Raw genomic sequence first — 17584 nt, 5'->3', positions numbered from 1 at the left:
TGCTGCACCTAAAAGGCGGTCCTCCCATGCCTATCCCTGCTCTGCTTGCCCTCGAAGACGGCAGCGTGTTCCACGGCTACGCCGTTGGCGCGACTGGCGAAACTGTCGGCGAGGTGGTTTTCAACACCGCCATGACTGGCTACCAGGAGATCCTCACCGATCCCTCCTACGCCAAACAGATCGTTACCCTGACTTATCCGCACATCGGCAACACCGGCGTGAACGTGGAGGACGAGGAGTCCGACACGGTCCATGCTGCTGGCCTGATCGTGCGCGATGTGCCCCGCCGACATAGCAACTGGCGCAGCACGGAAAGCCTGCCCGATTACCTCAAGCGCCACGGCATCGTTGCCATCGCCGGCATCGATACGCGTCGTCTGACCCGCATCCTGCGCGATAAGGGCGCTTTGAACGGCTGCATCGTTGCGGCTGAGCAGATCGATGTGGAGGCCGCCCTGGCGAAGGCGCGCGCCTTCCCGGGCCTCAACGGTATGGATCTGGCCAAGGAAGTGAGCGTCGGTGAGTCGTACCCGTGGAATGAGGGTGTCTACGATCTCGACCGTACCGCCTTCAATCAGCCGTCCAAGCGATTCAAGGTCGTGGCCTACGATTTCGGCGTGAAGTACAACATTCTGCGTCTACTGGCAGAGCAGGGCTGCGACATCACTGTCGTGCCCGCGCAGACGTCGGCCGCCGACGTGCTGGCGATGAAGCCCGATGGCGTGTTCCTCTCCAATGGCCCCGGCGATCCGGCTGCCTGCGACTACGCCGTGGCCGCCACGCGCGAGTTCCTCGACGCGAAGATTCCGTTGTTCGGTATATGCCTGGGCCACCAGATCATGGGTCTGGCTGTGGGTGCCAAGACGCTGAAGATGAAGTTCGGCCATCACGGTGCCAACCACCCGGTGAAAGATCTGGATGATGGTCGTGTGCTGATCACTTCGCAGAACCACGGTTTCGCGGTCGACCCGGCCACGCTGCCGGCGAACGTGCGTGTCACCCACTCCTCGCTGTTTGATGGTTCGTTGCAGGGCTTCGCGCTCACCGACCGTCCGGCGTTCTGCTTCCAGGGCCATCCGGAAGCCAGCCCCGGTCCGCACGACATCGGCTACCTGTTTGATCGTTTTGCCGCCCTGATGCAGGAGGCCCGCACGCATGGCTAAGCGCACTGATATCAAGAGCATCCTCATCATCGGCGCCGGCCCGATCGTCATCGGTCAGGCTTGCGAGTTCGACTACTCCGGCGCACAGGCCTGCAAGGCGCTGAAGGAAGAGGGTTACCGCGTCATCCTGGTGAATTCCAATCCCGCCACGATCATGACCGATCCGGAGACGGCCGATGCCGTCTATATCGAGCCGATCAACTGGCAGACGGTGGAGCGCATCATCGCCAAGGAGCGCCCCGATGCGGTGCTGCCGACGATGGGCGGCCAGACCGGCCTCAACTGCGCGCTGGACCTCGCCGACAACGGCGTGCTCGAGAAGTACAAGGTCGAGCTGATTGGCGCCTCGCGTGAAGCCATCCGCATGGCGGAAGACCGCGAACTGTTCCGCGTCGCCATGGCCGAGATCGGCCTGGACTGCCCGAAGGCCGAAGTGGTTCGCACCTTCGAGCAGGCGCTGCTGACGCAGGTGAAGGTGGGTTACCCCACCATCATTCGCCCGAGCTTTACGCTCGGCGGTTCCGGCGGCGGCATCGCGTACAACCGCGAGGAGTTCGAGGAAATCGTCAAGCGCGGTCTCGAGCTTTCGCCGGTGGGCGAAGTGCTGGTCGAGGAATCCGTGCTCGGCTGGAAGGAGTTCGAGATGGAAGTGGTCCGCGATAAGGCGGACAACTGCATCATCGTGTGCTCCATCGAGAACCTTGACCCGATGGGCGTGCACACCGGCGACTCGATCACCGTTGCGCCGGCACAGACGCTCACCGACAAGGAATACCAGCGCTTGCGCGATGCCTCCATCGCCGTGCTGCGCAAGATCGGCGTGGACACCGGCGGCTCCAACGTGCAGTTCGGCATCAACGCCGAGAACGGCCGCGTGGTGGTCATCGAGATGAATCCGCGCGTGTCGCGCTCGTCTGCGCTGGCCTCCAAGGCCACCGGTTTCCCGATCGCCAAGATCGCTGCGAAGCTGGCCGTGGGTTACACGCTGGACGAATTGAAGAACGACATCACCGGCGGTCTCACGCCGGCGTCGTTCGAGCCGAGCATCGACTACGTCGTTACCAAGATCCCGCGCTTCGCGTTCGAGAAGTTCCCCTCCGCCGATGCACGCCTCACCACGCAGATGAAGTCGGTGGGCGAAGTCATGGCCATGGGTCGTACCTTCCACGAATCGCTGCAGAAGGCGCTGCGTGGTCTGGAAATCGGCAAGACCGGCCTCAACCCGACGGGTCTGGACCTGACGTCCGAAGAAGGCGTCAACGCGCTCAAGCGTGAGCTGCGCGAGCCGCGTCCCGATCGCGTGTTCCATCTTGCCGACGCATTCCGCGCGGGCCTGACACTGGAAGACGTGTACGGCCTCAGCCGTGTCGATCCCTGGTTCCTCGCGGCGTTCGAGGACATCGTGCTCACCGAGAAGGAAGTGCAGTCGCAGGGCATCACCGCCATCGACGCACTGCGCATGCGCGAGCTCAAGCGCATGGGCTTCTCCGACGCGCGCCTGGCCGAACTGCTGGACACCAACGAAGCAGCGATGCGTCATCTGCGCCGCACGCTGGGTGTGCGCCCGGTGTACAAGCGCGTGGACTCGTGCGCGGCTGAGTTCGCCACCACCACGGCTTACATGTACTCGACCTATGAGGAAGAGTGCGAAGCCAATCCGACCAATCGCGACAAGATCGTCGTGCTTGGCGGCGGCCCGAACCGTATCGGCCAGGGCATCGAGTTCGACTACTGCTGCGTGCACGCAGCACTCGCACTGCGCGAGGATGGTTTTGAAACCATCATGGTCAACTGCAACCCGGAAACCGTGTCGACCGACTACGACACCTCCGACCGTCTCTACTTCGAGCCGCTTACGCTTGAGGACGTGCTGGAAATCGTTGATCTCGAAAAGCCCAAGGGCGTGATCGTGCAGTACGGCGGTCAAACGCCGCTCAAGCTGGCGCGTGCGCTTGAAGCGGCAGGCGTGCCCGTGATCGGCACGTCGCCAGACAGCATCGACCTTGCGGAAGATCGCGAGCGCTTCCAGCAGATGATCGAGAAGATCGGCCTGAAGCAACCGCCGAACCGCACCGCACGCACGCCTGAAGAGGCACTGGCCTCGGCCCGCGAGATTGGCTACCCGCTGGTGGTTCGGCCGAGCTACGTGCTGGGCGGCCGCGCGATGGAAATTGTCTATAGCGATGCCGATCTTTCGCGTTACATCCGCGATGCTGTGCAGGTGTCCAACGATTCGCCGGTGCTGCTGGATCGCTTCCTCGACCACGCGGTCGAAGTGGATGTGGACATCATCGCTGACGCCGAAGGCAACGTGCTGGTCGGTGGCATCATGGAGCACATCGAAGAAGCGGGCGTGCACTCGGGCGACTCGTCCTGCTCGCTACCGCCGTACTCGCTGACCCAGGAAGTGCAGGACGAAATGCGCCGGCAGGTCACCGCGATGGCGAAGGAACTGAAGGTCATCGGTCTGATGAACACCCAGTTCGCCATCCAGGGCGACACGGTGTTTATTCTCGAAGTGAATCCGCGCGCATCGCGCACGGTGCCGTTCGTGTCGAAGGCCACCGGTGTGCCGCTCGCCAAGATCGCAGCGCGTGCCATGGCTGGCCGTACGCTGATCGACCAGGGTGCCACCAAGGAAGTGATCCCGGGCTACTACTCGGTGAAGGAAGCGATCTTCCCATTCCTGAAGTTCCAGAACGTGGATCCGATTCTTGGCCCTGAAATGCGTTCCACCGGCGAAGTGATGGGCGTCGGTCGCAGCTTCGGTGCTGCCTTCGCTCGCGGTCATGACGCCGCTGGCATCAAGACGCCGCCGAAGGGCAAGGTGTTCGTGTCGGTGCGTGACGCCGACAAGGATCGCCTGCTACCAGTGGCCCGCGAAGTGCTCGAAAAGGGCTTCAGTCTGGTTGCCACTGAAGGCACGGCCAAGTACCTGGCCGAGCACGGCGTCACCTGCGAGCGCATCAACAAGGTGGTCGAGGGTCGTCCGCACATCGTCGACCTGATCAAGAACGGCGAGATCGTCTACATCGTCAACACGACTGAGGGCAAAGCGGCCATTGCCGACTCGTTCTCGATCCGACGCGAAGCCCTGCAGCAGCGCGTCACGTACTCCACCACGGTGGCAGGTGCCCGCGCGCTGGTGCATTCGCTGGACTACCACGGCGATGGCCAGGTGCACAGCCTGCAGGAACTGCACAAGGAACTGAAAGCATGAGTCGTGCGCCCATTACCAAGGCAGGCTCGGAGCGTCTTCGCGGTGAGCTGGAGAAGCTGAAGTCCGTCGATCGGCCGCATATCATCGCGGCCATCGCCGAGGCTCGCGCGCATGGCGATCTCAAGGAGAACGCCGAGTACCACGCCGCGCGTGAGCAACAGAGCTTCATCGAAGGGCGCATCGGTGCGTTGGAAGCGTTGCTGTCCACGGCGGAGGTTATCGACGTTAGTCGTCTGGCCGCCGGCTCCCGCGTGGTGTTTGGCGCCACAGTGGATCTGGAAGACGAGGACAGCGGCGAAGCCGTGACCTACCAGATCGTTGGTGACCTGGAAGCGGACATCAAGCTGCGTCTTATCGCGGTGTCTTCACCGATCGCGCGCGCGCTGATTGGCAAGAGCGAGGGTGACAGCTTCGAGTTCAGCGCGCCCAATGGTGTGAAGCGTTACGAAATCACGGGTGTGCGTTACGAAGCCTGAGCAAGAACACCGAGGGCGCACACCCGGTGCCTCCGTCGGGGCATCAGTACTAGTACTGATGCCATTTAAAAGGGCCGCTGATGCGGCCCTTTTTCTTTGGAATGCGTACGGGGTTAGCCAGGAAATTGAAGCAACAAAAAAAGGCCGCTTTCGCGGCCTTTTTTCTTCGACTCATCGCAGCTAGAAATTAGCGCTGACGAGCCTTGAAACGCGGGTTGCTCTTGCAGATCACGAACACTTTGCCGCGACGACGCACAACCTTGCAGTCACGGTGCCGCGCCTTGGCGGACTTCAAAGAGGAAAGCACCTTCACGGCCAGCTCCTGAAACTATCGAAAGAAAAAATACAAGACGGCGATCATAAACAGTTTCTTGACTTCGTACAAGTCCTTGGATCGCCTGTGCAAATGGGTTGTTCATGGCGTGTGAGATCCAGGCGATCATTCCGGCTCTGTCATGGCGCTAAGGAAGCGGCGGACGACGGGATTGGGGTCGTCCATACGGCTGGCCAGCGCCAGCAGCATGAAGGCGTCGGGGTCTTCCAGTTGCAGGTACTTCACGCCGGGGAGGTTCACGGATCGCATGGACGCCGGCACCAGGGCCAGTCCCATGCCAGCGGCAACGAGCACCAGCAGGCCGTTGATTTGCTGGGCGTGCTGGCGGATCAACGGATGGAAGTTGGCCTTGGCAGCAATCTGGGCGAGGCGATCGTACAGGGTGGCGGCCAGTTCGCGCGGCTGCACTACAAAGGCCTCCATGGCGACCTCTCGCAACCAGATGCTTTCCCTGCCTGCCAACGGGTGGTTGGCGGGCAGGGCGAGCAGCAAGGGCTCCCGGTCGATCACGTCCAAGCGCAGGTGCTTGGCCATGCCCGGGTGTTCAGGCTCATCGCGAACGAAGCCCACGTCCAGGTCGCCTGATATCAGGGCGGCGTACTGCTGCTCGGTGTACATCTCGCTGAGGATCAGGCGCACCTGTGGCGCAAAACTGCGGTAGCGCAGCAGCGTCTGGGGTAGGGAGGGGTGGAAGGTGACCGACACGGTGTAAGCGAGTCGTAGCTTGCCGCTGAAGCCCGTAGCCGCGTCGGCCATCTGGGCGCGCGCCTCCTCGGCCTTGCCGAGGATCTGGCGGGCTTGTTCCAGGAACAGCTTGCCTGGCTCGGTCAGCGACACGTTGCGCTTGTTTCGTTCGAGTAGGCGCACACCCAGGTCATTCTCAAGTGATTGAATTTGCTGAGAAAGAGGGGGCTGAGAGATGTAGAGCCGCTGGGCTGCTCGCGTGAAGCTGAGCTCCTCGGCGACCGTTACAAAGTAACGAAGCTGACGGAAGTCGAACATAGGAAGGCTTTAAGACGATTTCCGAATAAGTCGGCCGCTAAATATATATTTGTTTCTATAACGGGTCGATCCTATTATTTCTTACGTCCCGCCACCGTCCCCTCCCCCCAGGTGGCGGCGACCCTCGCCCCGCTACGACGCTATCCCCGCGATATCTGGTCTTCCTCCCCCCTGACCCATATCGACGCGTCGCCTAGCGGGGGCGCTTTCTTTTTCAGCACAACGCCCGGCCTAGCGCCGGGCGTTGTCGTTTGTGCTCAGTGGGTTGCGTTGTGGGGAATCCCACACGCGTGCGATCAGAGGCTGGCGGCCAACCGGGTGCCCTGGTCGATGGCGCGCTTGGCGTCCAGTTCGGATGCGACGTCGGCTCCGCCAATGACGTGGACCTTGATGCCGGCCTGGGTCAGTGCGTCGGCGAGCGCGCGGTTCGGCTCTTGGCCAGCGCAGACGATCACATGGTCCACCGGCAGGACCTGCGGCTTGCCATCGACCGTAATGTGCAGGCCCTCGTCATCAAGGCGCTCATAGGTGACGCCACCGAGCATGGTGACGCGCTTGGCCTTGAGCGTGGCGCGATGTACCCAGCCCGTGGTCTTGTTGAGCCGGGCGCCGGGCCGGCCTTCGGAGCGTTGCAGTAGCCATACCTGACGCGCAGGTGCTTCCGGCACCGGGGCTGCCAGGCCGCCACGCGAATCCAGTTGCATGTCCACACCCCACTCCCGCGTCCAGCGCGACACGTCCAGCGTGGCCGAGGGCTGGTGTTCGACTAGGAACTCGGCCACGTCGAAGCCGATGCCGCCCGCACCGATGATCGCCACGCGTTGGCCTACGGGTTTGTTGTGTGCCAGCACGTCGAGGTAGCTAAGCACGCGCGGATCGTCACTGCCGGGGAAGTGCACGCTACGGGGCGTGATGCCTGTGGCGACGACGACTTCGTCATGCCCTTCGGCTGCGAGCGCTGATACATCGGCCGCGTGGCCCAGCTTTACGGTTACGCCGGTGTCGTCGAGGCGATGGCGGAAATAGCGCAGCGTCTCGTGGAACTCTTCCTTGCCCGGAATGCGCTTGGCGTAGTTGAACTGGCCACCGATCTCGCTAGATTGATCGATCAGTGTTACGGCGTGCCCGCGTTCGGCGAGCGTGCTGGCGCAGGCGAGGCCCGCCGGACCCGCGCCGACCACAGCGATTTTTTTTCGCAATGCAGCGGGTTCGATGAGCAGCTCAGTTTCATGGCAGGCGCGCGGGTTAAGCAGGCAGCTCGCGCGCTGGTTCTTGAAAACGTGGTCGAGGCACGCTTGGTTGCAGGCAATGCAGGTGTTGATGCGCTCGCTGCGCCCCGCCTTGGCCTTGTTCGCCCATTCGGGATCAGCCAGCAGCGGGCGGGCCATCGACACCATGTCCGCTTCGCCGGTGGCCAGGATCTGCTCGGCCACGTCGGGCATGTTGATGCGGTTGGTGGTGATCAGGGGGATGGATACTTCCCCCCTGAGCTTCTTCGTCACCCACGCAAAACCCGCGCGCGGCACGCTGGTGACGATGGTGGGGACGCGTGCTTCGTGCCAGCCGATGCCTGTATTGATGATGCTGGCGCCGGCCGCTTCGATGGCCTTGGCAAGGGTGACGATTTCCTGCCAGTCCTGGCCGTTCTCCACCAAGTCGAGCATCGACAGACGATAGATGATGATGAAATCGCGACCCACCGCTTCGCGCGTGCGTCGCACGATTTCTACGGGAAAACGCATGCGTTTTGCTGCGTCTCCACCCCAGGCATCGCTGCGCTGATTGGTGCGAGCGGCCAGGAACTGGTTGATTAAATAGCCTTCCGAACCCATCACTTCGATGCCGTCGTAGCCGGCATCTTGAGCGAGCTTCGCGCAGCGGACGAAGTCGCGGATGGTGCGTTCCACGCCACCCGTGGAGAGTGCGCTCGGCGTGAACGGCGTGATGGGCGATTTGATCTTCGATGGCGCTACAGACAGGGGGTGATAGCTGTAACGGCCAGCGTGCAGGATCTGCATGCACAGCTTGCCGCCCTCGGCATGCACCGCCTTGGTGAGCTTGCGATGGCGCGCGACGTGCCAGGGCATGGAGAGCCGTCCGCCGAAGGGCTTCAGCCAGCCGCGGATACTGGGTGCGATACCGCCAGTAACCATCAGGCCCACGCCGCCACGGGCGCGCTCGGCGAAATAGGCGGCAAGTTTGTCGTAGTCGCTGGACTTGTCCTCCAGCCCCGTGTGCATCGAGCCCATCAGAATACGGTTGGGCAGGGTGGTATGGCCCAGATCAAGCGGAGAGAACAGGCGGGGGAAGTTCATAGGGCCATTGACCTGGTTCAAACGATCGTATGAATGTGCCTGGGTAGAGCGTTTGAAAGCAAGAGGGCGGACGTGGGGCACGTCCCTTTACACCCCGACTTGGGCCGGAGTGGCGCGCTTGCGCTGGTTTTCGCCCTGACGCGCCAAGCCGGATGGCTGGCGGGCTGGATCAGTCCAGCAGCTCCCGTACGAGTTCGATGTAGCGCTGCATGGCTTCGTTTTCCGGGGTGCCGCGCAGCTGGGCCCAGGCCTCGTGCTTGGCGGTGCCGACGAAATCGAAGAAACCCGGCTGCTCGCTGTGAACATCGCCTTCGGAACCCTGCTTGTAGAGGGCGTAGAGCTTGAGCAGGGTGTCGTTGTCCGGCCGCTGGTCAAGCCGCTGGATGTCTTCGGCGGCCTGTTCGAATTCGCGGCGCAGATCGGTCATGGTGTGGACTTGCATGGTCAGGCGGGCAGTAAAAAGGGAGTGGACATCCCGCGTTCCGTGCGAGGACCAACGCGATAGCATATGCGTTTTCCTTCGCCGCCGTCAGGAGCCCCCATGTCCTCGTCCTCTTCCGTCCCTGTACTCACCATCGACGGACCCTCGGGGTCGGGCAAGGGCACCATCAGTCGCATGGTGGCTGAGAAACTGGGCTGGCGACTGTTGGATTCGGGCGCGCTGTACCGGGCCGTGGGCTATGCGGCGGGTATGGAGGGGCTGGACCTCTCCGATGCCGAGGCGATGACTCGTTGTGCCCAGACCACCAAGATCCGCTTTCAGGCGGCCAAGGATGGCGACGACACCCATGTGCTGGTGAACGGCCATGACGCCACGGACGAATTACGCACCGAAACAGCAGGTGCGGCGGCCTCGGCCATTGCCTCGATTCCCTCGGTGCGTCAGGCACTTGTGGATATGCAGCTGGCCTTTCGCAAGGCACCAGGCCTGGTCGCCGATGGCCGGGACATGGGGACGGTGATCTTTCCCGATGCCGCCTTCAAGGTATTCCTGACCGCCAGCGCCGCCGAACGGGCGAAAAGGCGCTATAAGCAGTTGAAGGAAAAGGGACTGAGCGTTACACTTGCCACCCTTCAGCGCGAGATCGAAGCGCGCGACGCCCGTGATGCCTCACGAACCGTCGCGCCGCTCAAGCCGGCCGTGGATGCGGTTTTTATCGACACCACCGGCATGGGCATCGAGGACGTCGTCGCGAAAGTATTGGCTGTCGTGCGGACCTGAAAGGGTTGCCGGCGGCTTTTGGCGCCCCTGTTGCGGCAGGGGATATTGGTCAACGGTGCCAAGGGAGTGATCCCAAGACACCCATAACCGGTGGGCTGACCGTCCGTGCGCCGTTCATACAGGTGCGCACAAGGATCTAAGGCCTTTTCTCATTTCTGGAATCAACATGACTGAAAGTTTTGCCGAACTGTTTGAACAGAGCCAACAGGCTATCTCCAAGCTGAAGCCGGGCGCGATCGTCACCGGTATCGTTGTGGAAATCCGCAACGACGTCGTCGTGATCAACGCTGGCCTGAAGAGCGAAGGCATCGTCCCGATCGAGCAGTTCAAGGACGAGAGCGGAGAGCTGGAAGTGCAGGTAGGCGACGAGGTGAAGGTTGCCCTCGACGCCCTGGAAGACGGTTTCGGCGAGACCAAGCTCTCCCGTGAGAAGGCCAAGCGTTCCATGGTATGGGACGACCTCGAGCAGGCCTTTGACAAGGAAGAGACCATCACCGGCAAGATCTCCGGCAAGGTCAAGGGTGGTTTCACCGTCGACATCAAGGACGTCCGCGCATTCCTGCCGGGCTCGCTGGTCGACGTGCGTCCGGTCCGCGATCCGGTTTACCTGGAAGGCAAGGACCTCGAGTTCAAGATCATCAAGCTCGACCGCAAGCGCAACAACGTTGTGGTCAGCCGCCGCGCCGTCGTCGAGACCGAGTTCTCCGAGGAGCGCGAGAAGCTGCTTGAGCGCCTGACCGAAGGCGCAGTGGTCAAGGGTACCGTCAAGAACCTCACCGACTACGGCGCATTCGTGGACCTGGGCGGTATCGACGGCCTGCTGCACATCACCGACATGGCGTGGAAGCGCGTGCGTCATCCGTCCGAAGTCGTCAACGTCGGCGACGAGCTGGACGTCCGCGTGCTGAAGTACGACCGCGAGCGCAACCGCGTTTCGCTGGGCCTGAAGCAGCTGGGCGACGACCCGTGGGTCGCCATCGCTCGCCGCTACCCGGTCGGCAGCCGCCTGTTCGGCAAGGTCTCGAACGTGACCGATTACGGTTGCTTCGTTGAGATCGAGCCGGGCGTGGAAGGCCTGGTCCACGTGTCCGAGATGGACTGGACCAACAAGAACGTCAACCCGGCCAAGGTTGTGCAGGTCGGTGACGAGACCGAAGTGATGGTGCTGGACGTGGATGAAGAGCGTCGTCGCATCTCGCTGGGTATCAAGCAGACCCGCTCGAACCCGTGGGAAGCTTTTGCAGCGATGCACAAGAAGAACGACAAGGTGTCCGGTCAGATCAAGTCGATCACCGACTTCGGCATCTTCATCGGTCTGGACGGTGGCATCGACGGTCTGGTCCACCTGTCCGACATCTCCTGGCAGGCCTCGGGTGAAGACCTCGTTCGCAACTTCAAGAAGGGCGACGAGATCGAAGCCGTGGTGCTGGCCGTTGATCCGGAGCGCGAGCGCATCTCCCTCGGCATCAAGCAGATGGAGCAGGATCCGTTCGGTCAGTTCATGGCCACCAACCCGCGCGGCACCATCGTTAACGGTACCGTGAAGGAAGTGGACGCCAAGGGCGCCGTGATCGACTTGGGCGAAGGCGTCGAGGGTTACCTCCGCGCCAACGACATCGCCAAGGAGCGCATCGAAGATGCTACGCAGCATCTGAAGGTGGGCGACAAGGTCGAAGCCAAGTTCACCGGCATGGACCGCAAGGGCCGCCAGCTGCAGCTGTCGATCCGCGCCAAGGACGAAGAAGACGTTGCTGACGCGATGGCCGAGTACTCGTCCGCTTCCGGCGGCACGACCAAGCTTGGCGCACTGCTCAAAGAACAGCTCAACAAGGCTGACTAAGCAGTAGTACTGCTAGGAATGCGGGGCGGCGCTCGGCCGCCCCGCGGTTTCACGTCACGGACATTGGGGACCCATGACCAAATCCGAATTGATTGAGGCGCTGTCACGGCGTCAGACCCACCTCGCGTTTGCCGACGTGGAGCTGGCGGTCAAGAGCGTGATCGAACAGATGAGCCATGCCCTCTCTAGCGGTGAGCGCATTGAGGTTCGCGGTTTTGGCAGCTTTGCACTGCATTACCGTCCGCCGCGCATGGGCCGCAATCCCAAGACGGGCGACGCAGTGGCACTGCCGGGCAAACATGTCCCGCACTTCAAGCCGGGCAAGGAACTGCGAGAGCGTGTCAACATGAATCTGGAGTAAGACCCAGCGCAGGTTTCTGCACGGGTTTTTCCCAGTGAGGGCAGGGCGGCCACAGGCCGATCCTGCCTTTTTTTGGAGCAGGTTTTTGCGACGAGCTGGGCGATCCGCGAAACGGACTTGCCGCCCGATTTGTGAAGAGTGGTTCGCTCCCCGCCTGTGATGGCCCCAGGCAATCGGTTAAAGTCGCGATATGCGCCTGATCGTTACGCTGATTCTCCTGCTCTTCATCGCCGCCGGCATTGTCCTTGGCGCGTTGAATGCCGATCTGGTCGGTTACGACCTGGGCTTTGTGCAGCTTTCGTTACCCAAGGGGGCGGCTCTCTTGGCGGCGCTGGTCGTCGGCTGGCTGCTGGGTGGGCTGACAGCTTGGCTTGGTGTCAGCGCCAGGCAACAGCGTTTGCGCCGCAAGGCCATGGGACAGGAAAGCGGCAAGGCCAAAACCTCTCCGGCCGTGCATGAGCGCGCTTCTGTACGTACTTATCCTGCTGGTTCCTGCAGCATTCGCCAGTGGCTGGTGGACTGCTCGCCGGGCTGGCGTGCGACGTTCCGGTGCACAAGTCAGTGAGCTTTCGTCCGATTACTTTCGTGGCCTGAACTACCTGCTCAATGAAGAGCAGGACAAGGCTATCGAGGTATTCCTCAAGCTTGCCGAATACAACCGCGACACGGTTGAAACTCATCTGGCGCTCGGCAATCTGTTCCGTCGCCGGGGCGAGGTGGATCGTGCGATTCGCCTGCACCAACATCTTGTGTCCCGCCCGGGGCTTTCCGATGCCATGAAGACCGTGGCTTTGTTAGAGCTGGGCGAGGACTACATGCGTGCGGGCCTGCTGGACCGCGCCGAAACACTGTTTTCTGATCTGGTGGCCATGGACGCACACGCGCCGTCCGCTTTGCGGCATTTGATTGCCATCTATCAGCACGAGCGCGATTGGCATAAGGCCATCGAGCATGCGCGCCGCTTGGAGGCGATGACCGGCGAAGACGAGGCCGGCATGATCGCCCAGTTTTATTGTGAGCTGGCGGAGCAGGCGCGCCAGCACGGTGCACGCCAGGACGCGCGCGAATATCTGCGCCAGGCTTTTGCCTGCCAGCAGGATTGCGTGCGTGCATTCATGCTGACCGGGCGACTGTACGCCGAAGAAGGGCAGCATGCGGAAGCTGCGAAAGCCTACGAGCATGCCGTCGAAGCGGACATCGCGTTCGTTCCCGAGATCCTGCCGCCATTGCTCAACAGCTACGCGCGTTCGCAGCAGATGGAGCACGCCGAGCATTTCCTGCGTGACATCCTGGAGCGCTATCACGGTATTTCGCCCGTGCTGGCGCTCATGCGCTTGTACCAGCAGCGCGACGGTGAGCGGACGGCTGTGGAGTTCCTCACGTCACAGCTTCGCCTACGCCCTTCGGTGCGAGGTCTGATGGCACTGATCGATGCCACCATGGACAGGATGGAAGGGGAGGCGCGCGAGAACTTCCTGATCCTGCGCGATCTCACCAAGAAGCTGTTGGAAGGTCAGGCCATGTACCGCTGCAGCCGCTGCGGTTTCGGCGCCAAGGCACACCACTGGCAATGCCCCAGTTGCAAGAGCTGGAGCACGATTCGCCCGATCCATGGCGTGGCCAACGAATGAGGCACGGATGAATCTGGTTTCGCTGGCGATAGGGATGGTGCTGGCTGCGTTGGTGATAGCAATGGTGGTCGTTCGGGGCGCCATCGCGTACGCGCATCGACGCGGCATGATGGATTTGCCGGGACAGCGTCGTTCCCACACCCTTCCCACCCCTCGTGGGGGTGGTATTGGCATCGTCGTGGCCGTGTTGTTGACCGTGCCTGCCTGCCTGTTTGTGTTCCCGGCTCGGCTGTCCTTCGCGGTGATTGCAGCCTTGGCGATCAGTACGATCCTGGTCGCGGCGGTGGGTTGGTGGGATGACCATGCTTCATTGCCGGTTCTGCCACGGTTCGGTATCCAGTTGCTGTCGGCTGGCCTGCTTGCGGTGGCGTTGGCATCGGCCGGCATGTCCTGGTGGTGGGTGCCCGTGCTGATGCTTGCGGGTGGCTGGAGCATCAATCTGCACAACTTTATGGACGGCATCGACGGCCTGTTGGCCCAGCAGGTGATCTTTATTGGGCTGGGCCTGGCGCTTATAGCGCAGGCGGCCATTCAGCCCGCGATGGCCGTTGCTTGTGCCTGCCTTGCGGCCGCGGCGGCGGGTTTCTGGTATTTCAATCGGCCCAGGGCCCGTATTTTCATGGGGGACGTGGGCAGCGGCACTATGGGGCTGCTGATTTTTGCCTTCACGGCGCTCCTCTGGCAGGTGGACTGGCACCTGATCTGGCCGGCTCTGATCCTCAGTTCATCTTTTGTAGCGGACTCAAGCCTTACGCTTCTCAACCGTATGGTAAGTGGCCGTCGTTGGTACACTGCTCATCGGGAGCATCTGTATCAGTGGATGGTCCGCAGTGGGTTTACGCATGCCACGGGGGGGGCGTGCTATCTGGGTTGGAACATGCTGGTGGCGGCACCGCTCGCTTTCCTTGCATGGGCTTGCCCGACGTGGGCAGTGCCGGTGTTTTTCGGCACTTACCTGATAGCGACCGCCGTTTGGATTGTCATGAAGCGCCAGTGCTTGCGGCGCGTAGGGAACAAGGGTCGACATGTCGCTACGTAAATGGGTCGGTGTCATTCATCCGCGAACGGCCGTGGTACTCCACGACCTGCTGATGGCTGCGCTGGCGTGGTGGGTGGCAAAGGCCCTCCGTTACGCGATGATCGACAACGCGGCCATCAGCTTCCACGTGCTGGAGTTTCCGCTGGTTCTCCTGGTGCAGGGGGCTGTGCTGAGCTGGACGGGCCTCTACAAGGGTGTCTGGCGTTTTGCGAGCCTTCCGGATCTTTGGAACATCCTGCGCGCGGCGGTGATCGGCGCCTTGGCCATTGCGGCGGTGCTGATCCTCTACAACCGCCTGGACGACGTGCCTCGTTCGGTGTTGTTGCTGTATCCCGTCGTGCTATCGGTTCTTCTGGGTACGCCCCGCCTTGCCTATCGCTTCTGGAAGGACAGCCGGGTCGACCTGTTTCAGGCCAAGCCGCCTCAGCGTGTGCTGATCGTCGGTGCTGATCGCGCCGGCGAAGCCCTGTCGCGTGACCTGCATCGCGATCACGGCTTCACGGTGGTCGGCTTTGTCGACGACAAGGAAAGCCTGCGTGGCGCCAGCATCAACGGTAAGCCAGTGCTTGGCCGTATCGACCAGATTCCGGAGCTTGCCCGCGAAGTCGCCGTGCAGATGCTGCTTATCGCCATGCCGGGCGCCTCCACGCAGGAAATGCGTCGCGTGGTTGAGCTGTGCGACCTCAGTGGATTGCCATACCGCACTGTCCCCAAGCTGGAGGACGTGGTCTCGGGGCGGGCGCATTTCAACGAGATCAAGGAGGTCGCCATTGAAGACCTGCTTGGTCGCGATACCGTAGAACTTGACTGGACGGCCATTCGCGTAACGCTGACTGGGCGACGCGTGTTGGTGACCGGTGGCGGCGGCTCCATTGGTTCCGAACTCTGCCGGCAGGTGGCGCGCCTGGGTGCGCAATCGCTGTGCGTGGTCGACAACTGCGAATTCAATCTTTATCGGATTTCTCAGGAGCTGCGCGCCGAGTATCCGGAGCTGATCTACGAAGGCGTGCTGGCCGATTGCGGTGACTCCGCGGCCATGCGCAAGCTGTTCTCCGAATACAAGCCGCAGGTAGTGTTCCACGCTGCGGCATACAAGCACGTGCCCATGCTTCAGGGCCAGCTGCGCGCAGCGTTCCGTAACAACGTGCTGGCAACGCGTAACGTGGCTGACTTGGCGGACCGTCATCACGTCGAATGCTTCGTGCTGATCTCGACGGACAAGGCAGTCAACCCCACGAGCGTGATGGGTGCCTGCAAGCGGTTGGCCGAAATCTGGTGCCAGAACCTCAACGAGCACTCCAATACCCACTTCATCACCGTGCGTTTCGGCAATGTGCTCGATTCCGCGGGTTCGGTGGTGCCGCTGTTCCGCGAGCAAATCCGCAATGGCGGCCCGGTGACCATCACGCACCCGGAAATCTCCCGCTACTTCATGACCATTCCGGAGGCCTGCCAGCTCATTCTGCAGGCAGCCAGCATCGGTAAGGGTGGTGAGATCTTCGCGCTGGACATGGGTGAGCCGATCAAGATCCGTGACCTTGCCGAGCAGATGATCCGCCTCGCCGGCCGCAAGCCCGGCACGGAAATTCCCATCGTTTACACCGGCCTGCGCTCGGGTGAGAAGTTGTTCGAGGAGTTGTTCCATCCTCTGGAGAACTACATCGAGACAACGCACGCCAAAATCTTCCTGGCGCAATACCGTCAGGTGAAGTGGGATCTGCTCAATGCTCAGATGGCCAGGGCGGCAGACGCCGTTGTGGTCTATGACGAGGAAACGCTGCGCCAGTGCGTCTCCAACCTGCTGCCGTCGTTCCGTTGGAGCGACTCGGGGCAGGCGGACAACGTGGTGGCGCTACGTCGTAATGAATCAGGAGAAAAGTAAGTGAGCAAGCCGTTGCGCAAGGTAGTGTTCCCCGTGGCGGGCCTCGGCACGCGTTTCCTCCCCGCGACCAAGGTCGTGGCCAAGGAAATGCTGCCGGTATTGGATCGTCCGCTGATTCAATATGCTGTGGACGAAGCGGTGGACGCTGGTGCAGACACGCTTATCTTCGTCACTAATCGCTATAAGCACGCCATTGCCGATTATTTCGACAAGTCTTATGAGCTGGAAGCCAAGCTTCAGGAAAAAGGCAAAGACGAGCTGCTTGCACTCGTGCAGGGCACGCTGCCCAAGCATGTTCGCGCCATTTTCGTCACTCAGCCTGAAGCCCTCGGCCTGGGCCATGCGGTGCTGTGCGCCAAGCCAGTCGTGGGCGACGAGCCGTTTGGCGTCGTTCTCCCTGATGACCTGATCTGGAACAAGGGCAAGGGTGCGCTTCGTCAGATGGCGGAGCTGGCGCAAACCCAGGGTGCTGGCGTTATTGCTGTGGAAGAAGTGCCGCCCAGCGATACCGACAAGTACGGCATCGTCGATGCCACGCCCATTGACGAACGCAGCGCGCAGATCCGCCACATGGTGGAGAAGCCCAAACCGGCCGATGCGCCGTCGAACCTCGCAGTGGTCGGGCGCTATGTCCTGCCGGGTCGCATTTTTGAATTGCTCGAGCAGACAACGCCAGGTGCCGGCGGTGAGATCCAGCTGACCGACGCGATTGAGGCGTTGCTCAAAGAACAGGGCAAGGTGCTGGCCTACCGTTTCGAAGGCACTCGCTTCGATTGCGGCAACAAGGCTGGCCTGGTGCGTGCCACCATGCACATGGCCTTGCAGGATCCAAAGCTTGCGCCGGTCGTGCGCGAGATCATCGCGACGCTCTGAGTCGTCTGTGAGTCACCGGCCTTAATAGGCCGGTGACTGGACAGTACCTGGGTTGAGTCTCTACGCAATGTAAGGGATTGCCTTCAGCCTGAGTCGTCGTTTTCTCATGCGTCTCTGACGCAACCATGCCAGAATCTCTCCCGCGCTTCGCCATCTTTGGCGAGCAAGCTACCTGTGGGATAAGCCCCTGACGTCTGTTCCGCCTCGCAAGAGGCGGGCATTTTGG

The 17584-nt window shown here is 61.8% G+C and carries 15 protein-coding genes and 1 pseudogene; 11 read left to right on the top strand and 5 right to left on the bottom strand.

The window, feature by feature from the left end; translation table 11 throughout:
* The first annotated feature begins 26 nt into the window (after nucleotides 1-26).
* Genes carA through greA form a run of 3 tightly spaced genes read left to right on the top strand, consistent with a single transcriptional unit; the run spans nucleotide 27 to nucleotide 4859 of the window.
* Entirely contained in the window at nucleotides 27-1163 is a 1137-nt protein-coding gene (gene carA, locus DyAD56_RS15450) for a glutamine-hydrolyzing carbamoyl-phosphate synthase small subunit (RefSeq protein ID WP_102303667.1), read from the top strand.
* The gene (gene carB, locus DyAD56_RS15445) at nucleotides 1156-4383 is read left to right on the top strand and encodes a carbamoyl-phosphate synthase large subunit (RefSeq protein WP_102303666.1); all 3228 of its coding nucleotides are present in this window, start codon (nucleotides 1156-1158) and stop codon (nucleotides 4381-4383) included. The genes carA and carB overlap by 8 nt, the downstream gene beginning before the upstream one ends.
* Entirely contained in the window at nucleotides 4380-4859 is a 480-nt protein-coding gene (gene greA / locus DyAD56_RS15440) for a transcription elongation factor GreA (protein WP_102303665.1), read from the top strand. The genes carB and greA overlap by 4 nt, the downstream gene beginning before the upstream one ends.
* Before the next feature lie 187 nt (nucleotides 4860-5046).
* Here greA and ykgO read toward each other — a convergent pair whose 3' ends face one another.
* The 5 genes from ykgO to DyAD56_RS15420 form a co-directional block, all read right to left on the bottom strand.
* Nucleotides 5047-5172, bottom strand: a complete 126-nt coding sequence (gene ykgO, locus DyAD56_RS15435; protein WP_010342887.1) for a type B 50S ribosomal protein L36 — start codon at nucleotides 5170-5172, stop codon at nucleotides 5047-5049.
* Nucleotides 5126-5278: a hypothetical protein gene (locus tag DyAD56_RS24110; protein ID WP_199179007.1), complete on the bottom strand. Its 153-nt coding sequence runs from the start codon at nucleotides 5276-5278 to the stop codon at nucleotides 5126-5128. The genes ykgO and DyAD56_RS24110 overlap by 47 nt, the downstream gene beginning before the upstream one ends.
* Before the next feature lie 20 nt (nucleotides 5279-5298).
* On the bottom strand, nucleotides 5299-6195 hold the full coding sequence (locus tag DyAD56_RS15430; protein WP_102303664.1) for a LysR family transcriptional regulator: 897 nt from the start codon (nucleotides 6193-6195) through the stop codon (nucleotides 5299-5301).
* Between the two features lie 296 nt (nucleotides 6196-6491).
* Complete coding sequence (locus tag DyAD56_RS15425) at nucleotides 6492-8510, bottom strand: NADPH-dependent 2,4-dienoyl-CoA reductase (RefSeq protein ID WP_102303663.1); 2019 nt, start codon at nucleotides 8508-8510, stop codon at nucleotides 6492-6494.
* A 169-nt stretch (nucleotides 8511-8679) separates the two neighbouring features.
* A complete protein-coding gene (locus tag DyAD56_RS15420) occupies nucleotides 8680-8937 on the bottom strand; it encodes an acyl-CoA-binding protein (protein ID WP_102303791.1) in 258 nt (85 codons plus the stop codon).
* 114 nt (nucleotides 8938-9051) lie between these two features.
* On the opposite strand from DyAD56_RS15420, the gene cmk reads away from it, so the two are divergent.
* The 8 genes and pseudogenes from cmk to galU all read left to right on the top strand — a co-directional run bounded on the left by cmk (nucleotide 9052) and on the right by galU (nucleotide 17358).
* Entirely contained in the window at nucleotides 9052-9732 is a 681-nt protein-coding gene (cmk, locus tag DyAD56_RS15415; protein ID WP_102303662.1) for a (d)CMP kinase, read from the top strand.
* Between the two features lie 166 nt (nucleotides 9733-9898).
* On the top strand, nucleotides 9899-11572 hold the full coding sequence (rpsA, locus tag DyAD56_RS15410; RefSeq protein ID WP_102303661.1) for a 30S ribosomal protein S1: 1674 nt from the start codon (nucleotides 9899-9901) through the stop codon (nucleotides 11570-11572).
* A gap of 73 nt (nucleotides 11573-11645) precedes the next feature.
* Nucleotides 11646-11933 carry an integration host factor subunit beta gene (locus DyAD56_RS15405; protein ID WP_102303660.1) on the top strand — a complete coding sequence of 96 codons (288 nt, stop codon included), beginning with the start codon at nucleotides 11646-11648 and terminating at the stop codon, nucleotides 11931-11933.
* 190 nt (nucleotides 11934-12123) lie between these two features.
* A pseudogene (locus tag DyAD56_RS15400) lies at nucleotides 12124-12345 on the top strand (DUF1049 domain-containing protein); the annotation flags it as partial.
* 43 nt (nucleotides 12346-12388) lie between these two features.
* Entirely contained in the window at nucleotides 12389-13564 is a 1176-nt protein-coding gene (gene lapB / locus DyAD56_RS15395; protein WP_102303659.1) for a lipopolysaccharide assembly protein LapB, read from the top strand.
* Nucleotides 13565-13571: 7 nt separating this feature from the next.
* A complete protein-coding gene (locus DyAD56_RS15390) occupies nucleotides 13572-14603 on the top strand; it encodes a glycosyltransferase family 4 protein (protein ID WP_102303658.1) in 1032 nt (343 codons plus the stop codon).
* A complete protein-coding gene (locus tag DyAD56_RS15385; protein ID WP_102303657.1) occupies nucleotides 14590-16485 on the top strand; it encodes a nucleoside-diphosphate sugar epimerase/dehydratase in 1896 nt (631 codons plus the stop codon). The genes DyAD56_RS15390 and DyAD56_RS15385 overlap by 14 nt, the downstream gene beginning before the upstream one ends.
* Nucleotides 16486-17358 carry a UTP--glucose-1-phosphate uridylyltransferase GalU gene (galU, locus tag DyAD56_RS15380; protein ID WP_102303656.1) on the top strand — a complete coding sequence of 291 codons (873 nt, stop codon included), beginning with the start codon at nucleotides 16486-16488 and terminating at the stop codon, nucleotides 17356-17358. It begins immediately after the preceding gene.
* Nucleotides 17359-17584 lie beyond the last annotated feature (226 nt).

The sequence above is a fragment of the Dyella sp. AD56 genome (assembly GCF_002878475.1).
GTDB lineage: Bacteria > Pseudomonadota > Gammaproteobacteria > Xanthomonadales > Rhodanobacteraceae > Dyella.
The sequence above is the reverse complement of the archived record's forward strand: the minus strand, read 5'-3'. Positions and strand labels throughout refer to the sequence as shown.

Coding starts and splice junctions, on each gene's coding strand:
- DyAD56_RS15430 (WP_102303664.1), bottom strand. CDS start 6,195: ATGTTCGACTTCCGTCAGCTTCGTTACTTTGTAACGGTCGCCGAGGAG.
- DyAD56_RS15425 (WP_102303663.1), bottom strand. CDS start 8,510: ATGAACTTCCCCCGCCTGTTCTCTCCGCTTGATCTGGGCCATACCACC.
- carB (WP_102303666.1), top strand. CDS start 1,156: ATGGCTAAGCGCACTGATATCAAGAGCATCCTCATCATCGGCGCCGGC.
- DyAD56_RS15405 (WP_102303660.1), top strand. CDS start 11,646: ATGACCAAATCCGAATTGATTGAGGCGCTGTCACGGCGTCAGACCCAC.
- DyAD56_RS24110 (WP_199179007.1), bottom strand. CDS start 5,278: ATGAACAACCCATTTGCACAGGCGATCCAAGGACTTGTACGAAGTCAA.
- DyAD56_RS15385 (WP_102303657.1), top strand. CDS start 14,590: ATGTCGCTACGTAAATGGGTCGGTGTCATTCATCCGCGAACGGCCGTG.
- lapB (WP_102303659.1), top strand. CDS start 12,389: ATGAGCGCGCTTCTGTACGTACTTATCCTGCTGGTTCCTGCAGCATTC.
- carA (WP_102303667.1), top strand. CDS start 27: ATGCCTATCCCTGCTCTGCTTGCCCTCGAAGACGGCAGCGTGTTCCAC.
- greA (WP_102303665.1), top strand. CDS start 4,380: ATGAGTCGTGCGCCCATTACCAAGGCAGGCTCGGAGCGTCTTCGCGGT.
- cmk (WP_102303662.1), top strand. CDS start 9,052: ATGTCCTCGTCCTCTTCCGTCCCTGTACTCACCATCGACGGACCCTCG.
- DyAD56_RS15390 (WP_102303658.1), top strand. CDS start 13,572: ATGAATCTGGTTTCGCTGGCGATAGGGATGGTGCTGGCTGCGTTGGTG.
- rpsA (WP_102303661.1), top strand. CDS start 9,899: ATGACTGAAAGTTTTGCCGAACTGTTTGAACAGAGCCAACAGGCTATC.
- DyAD56_RS15420 (WP_102303791.1), bottom strand. CDS start 8,937: ATGACCGATCTGCGCCGCGAATTCGAACAGGCCGCCGAAGACATCCAG.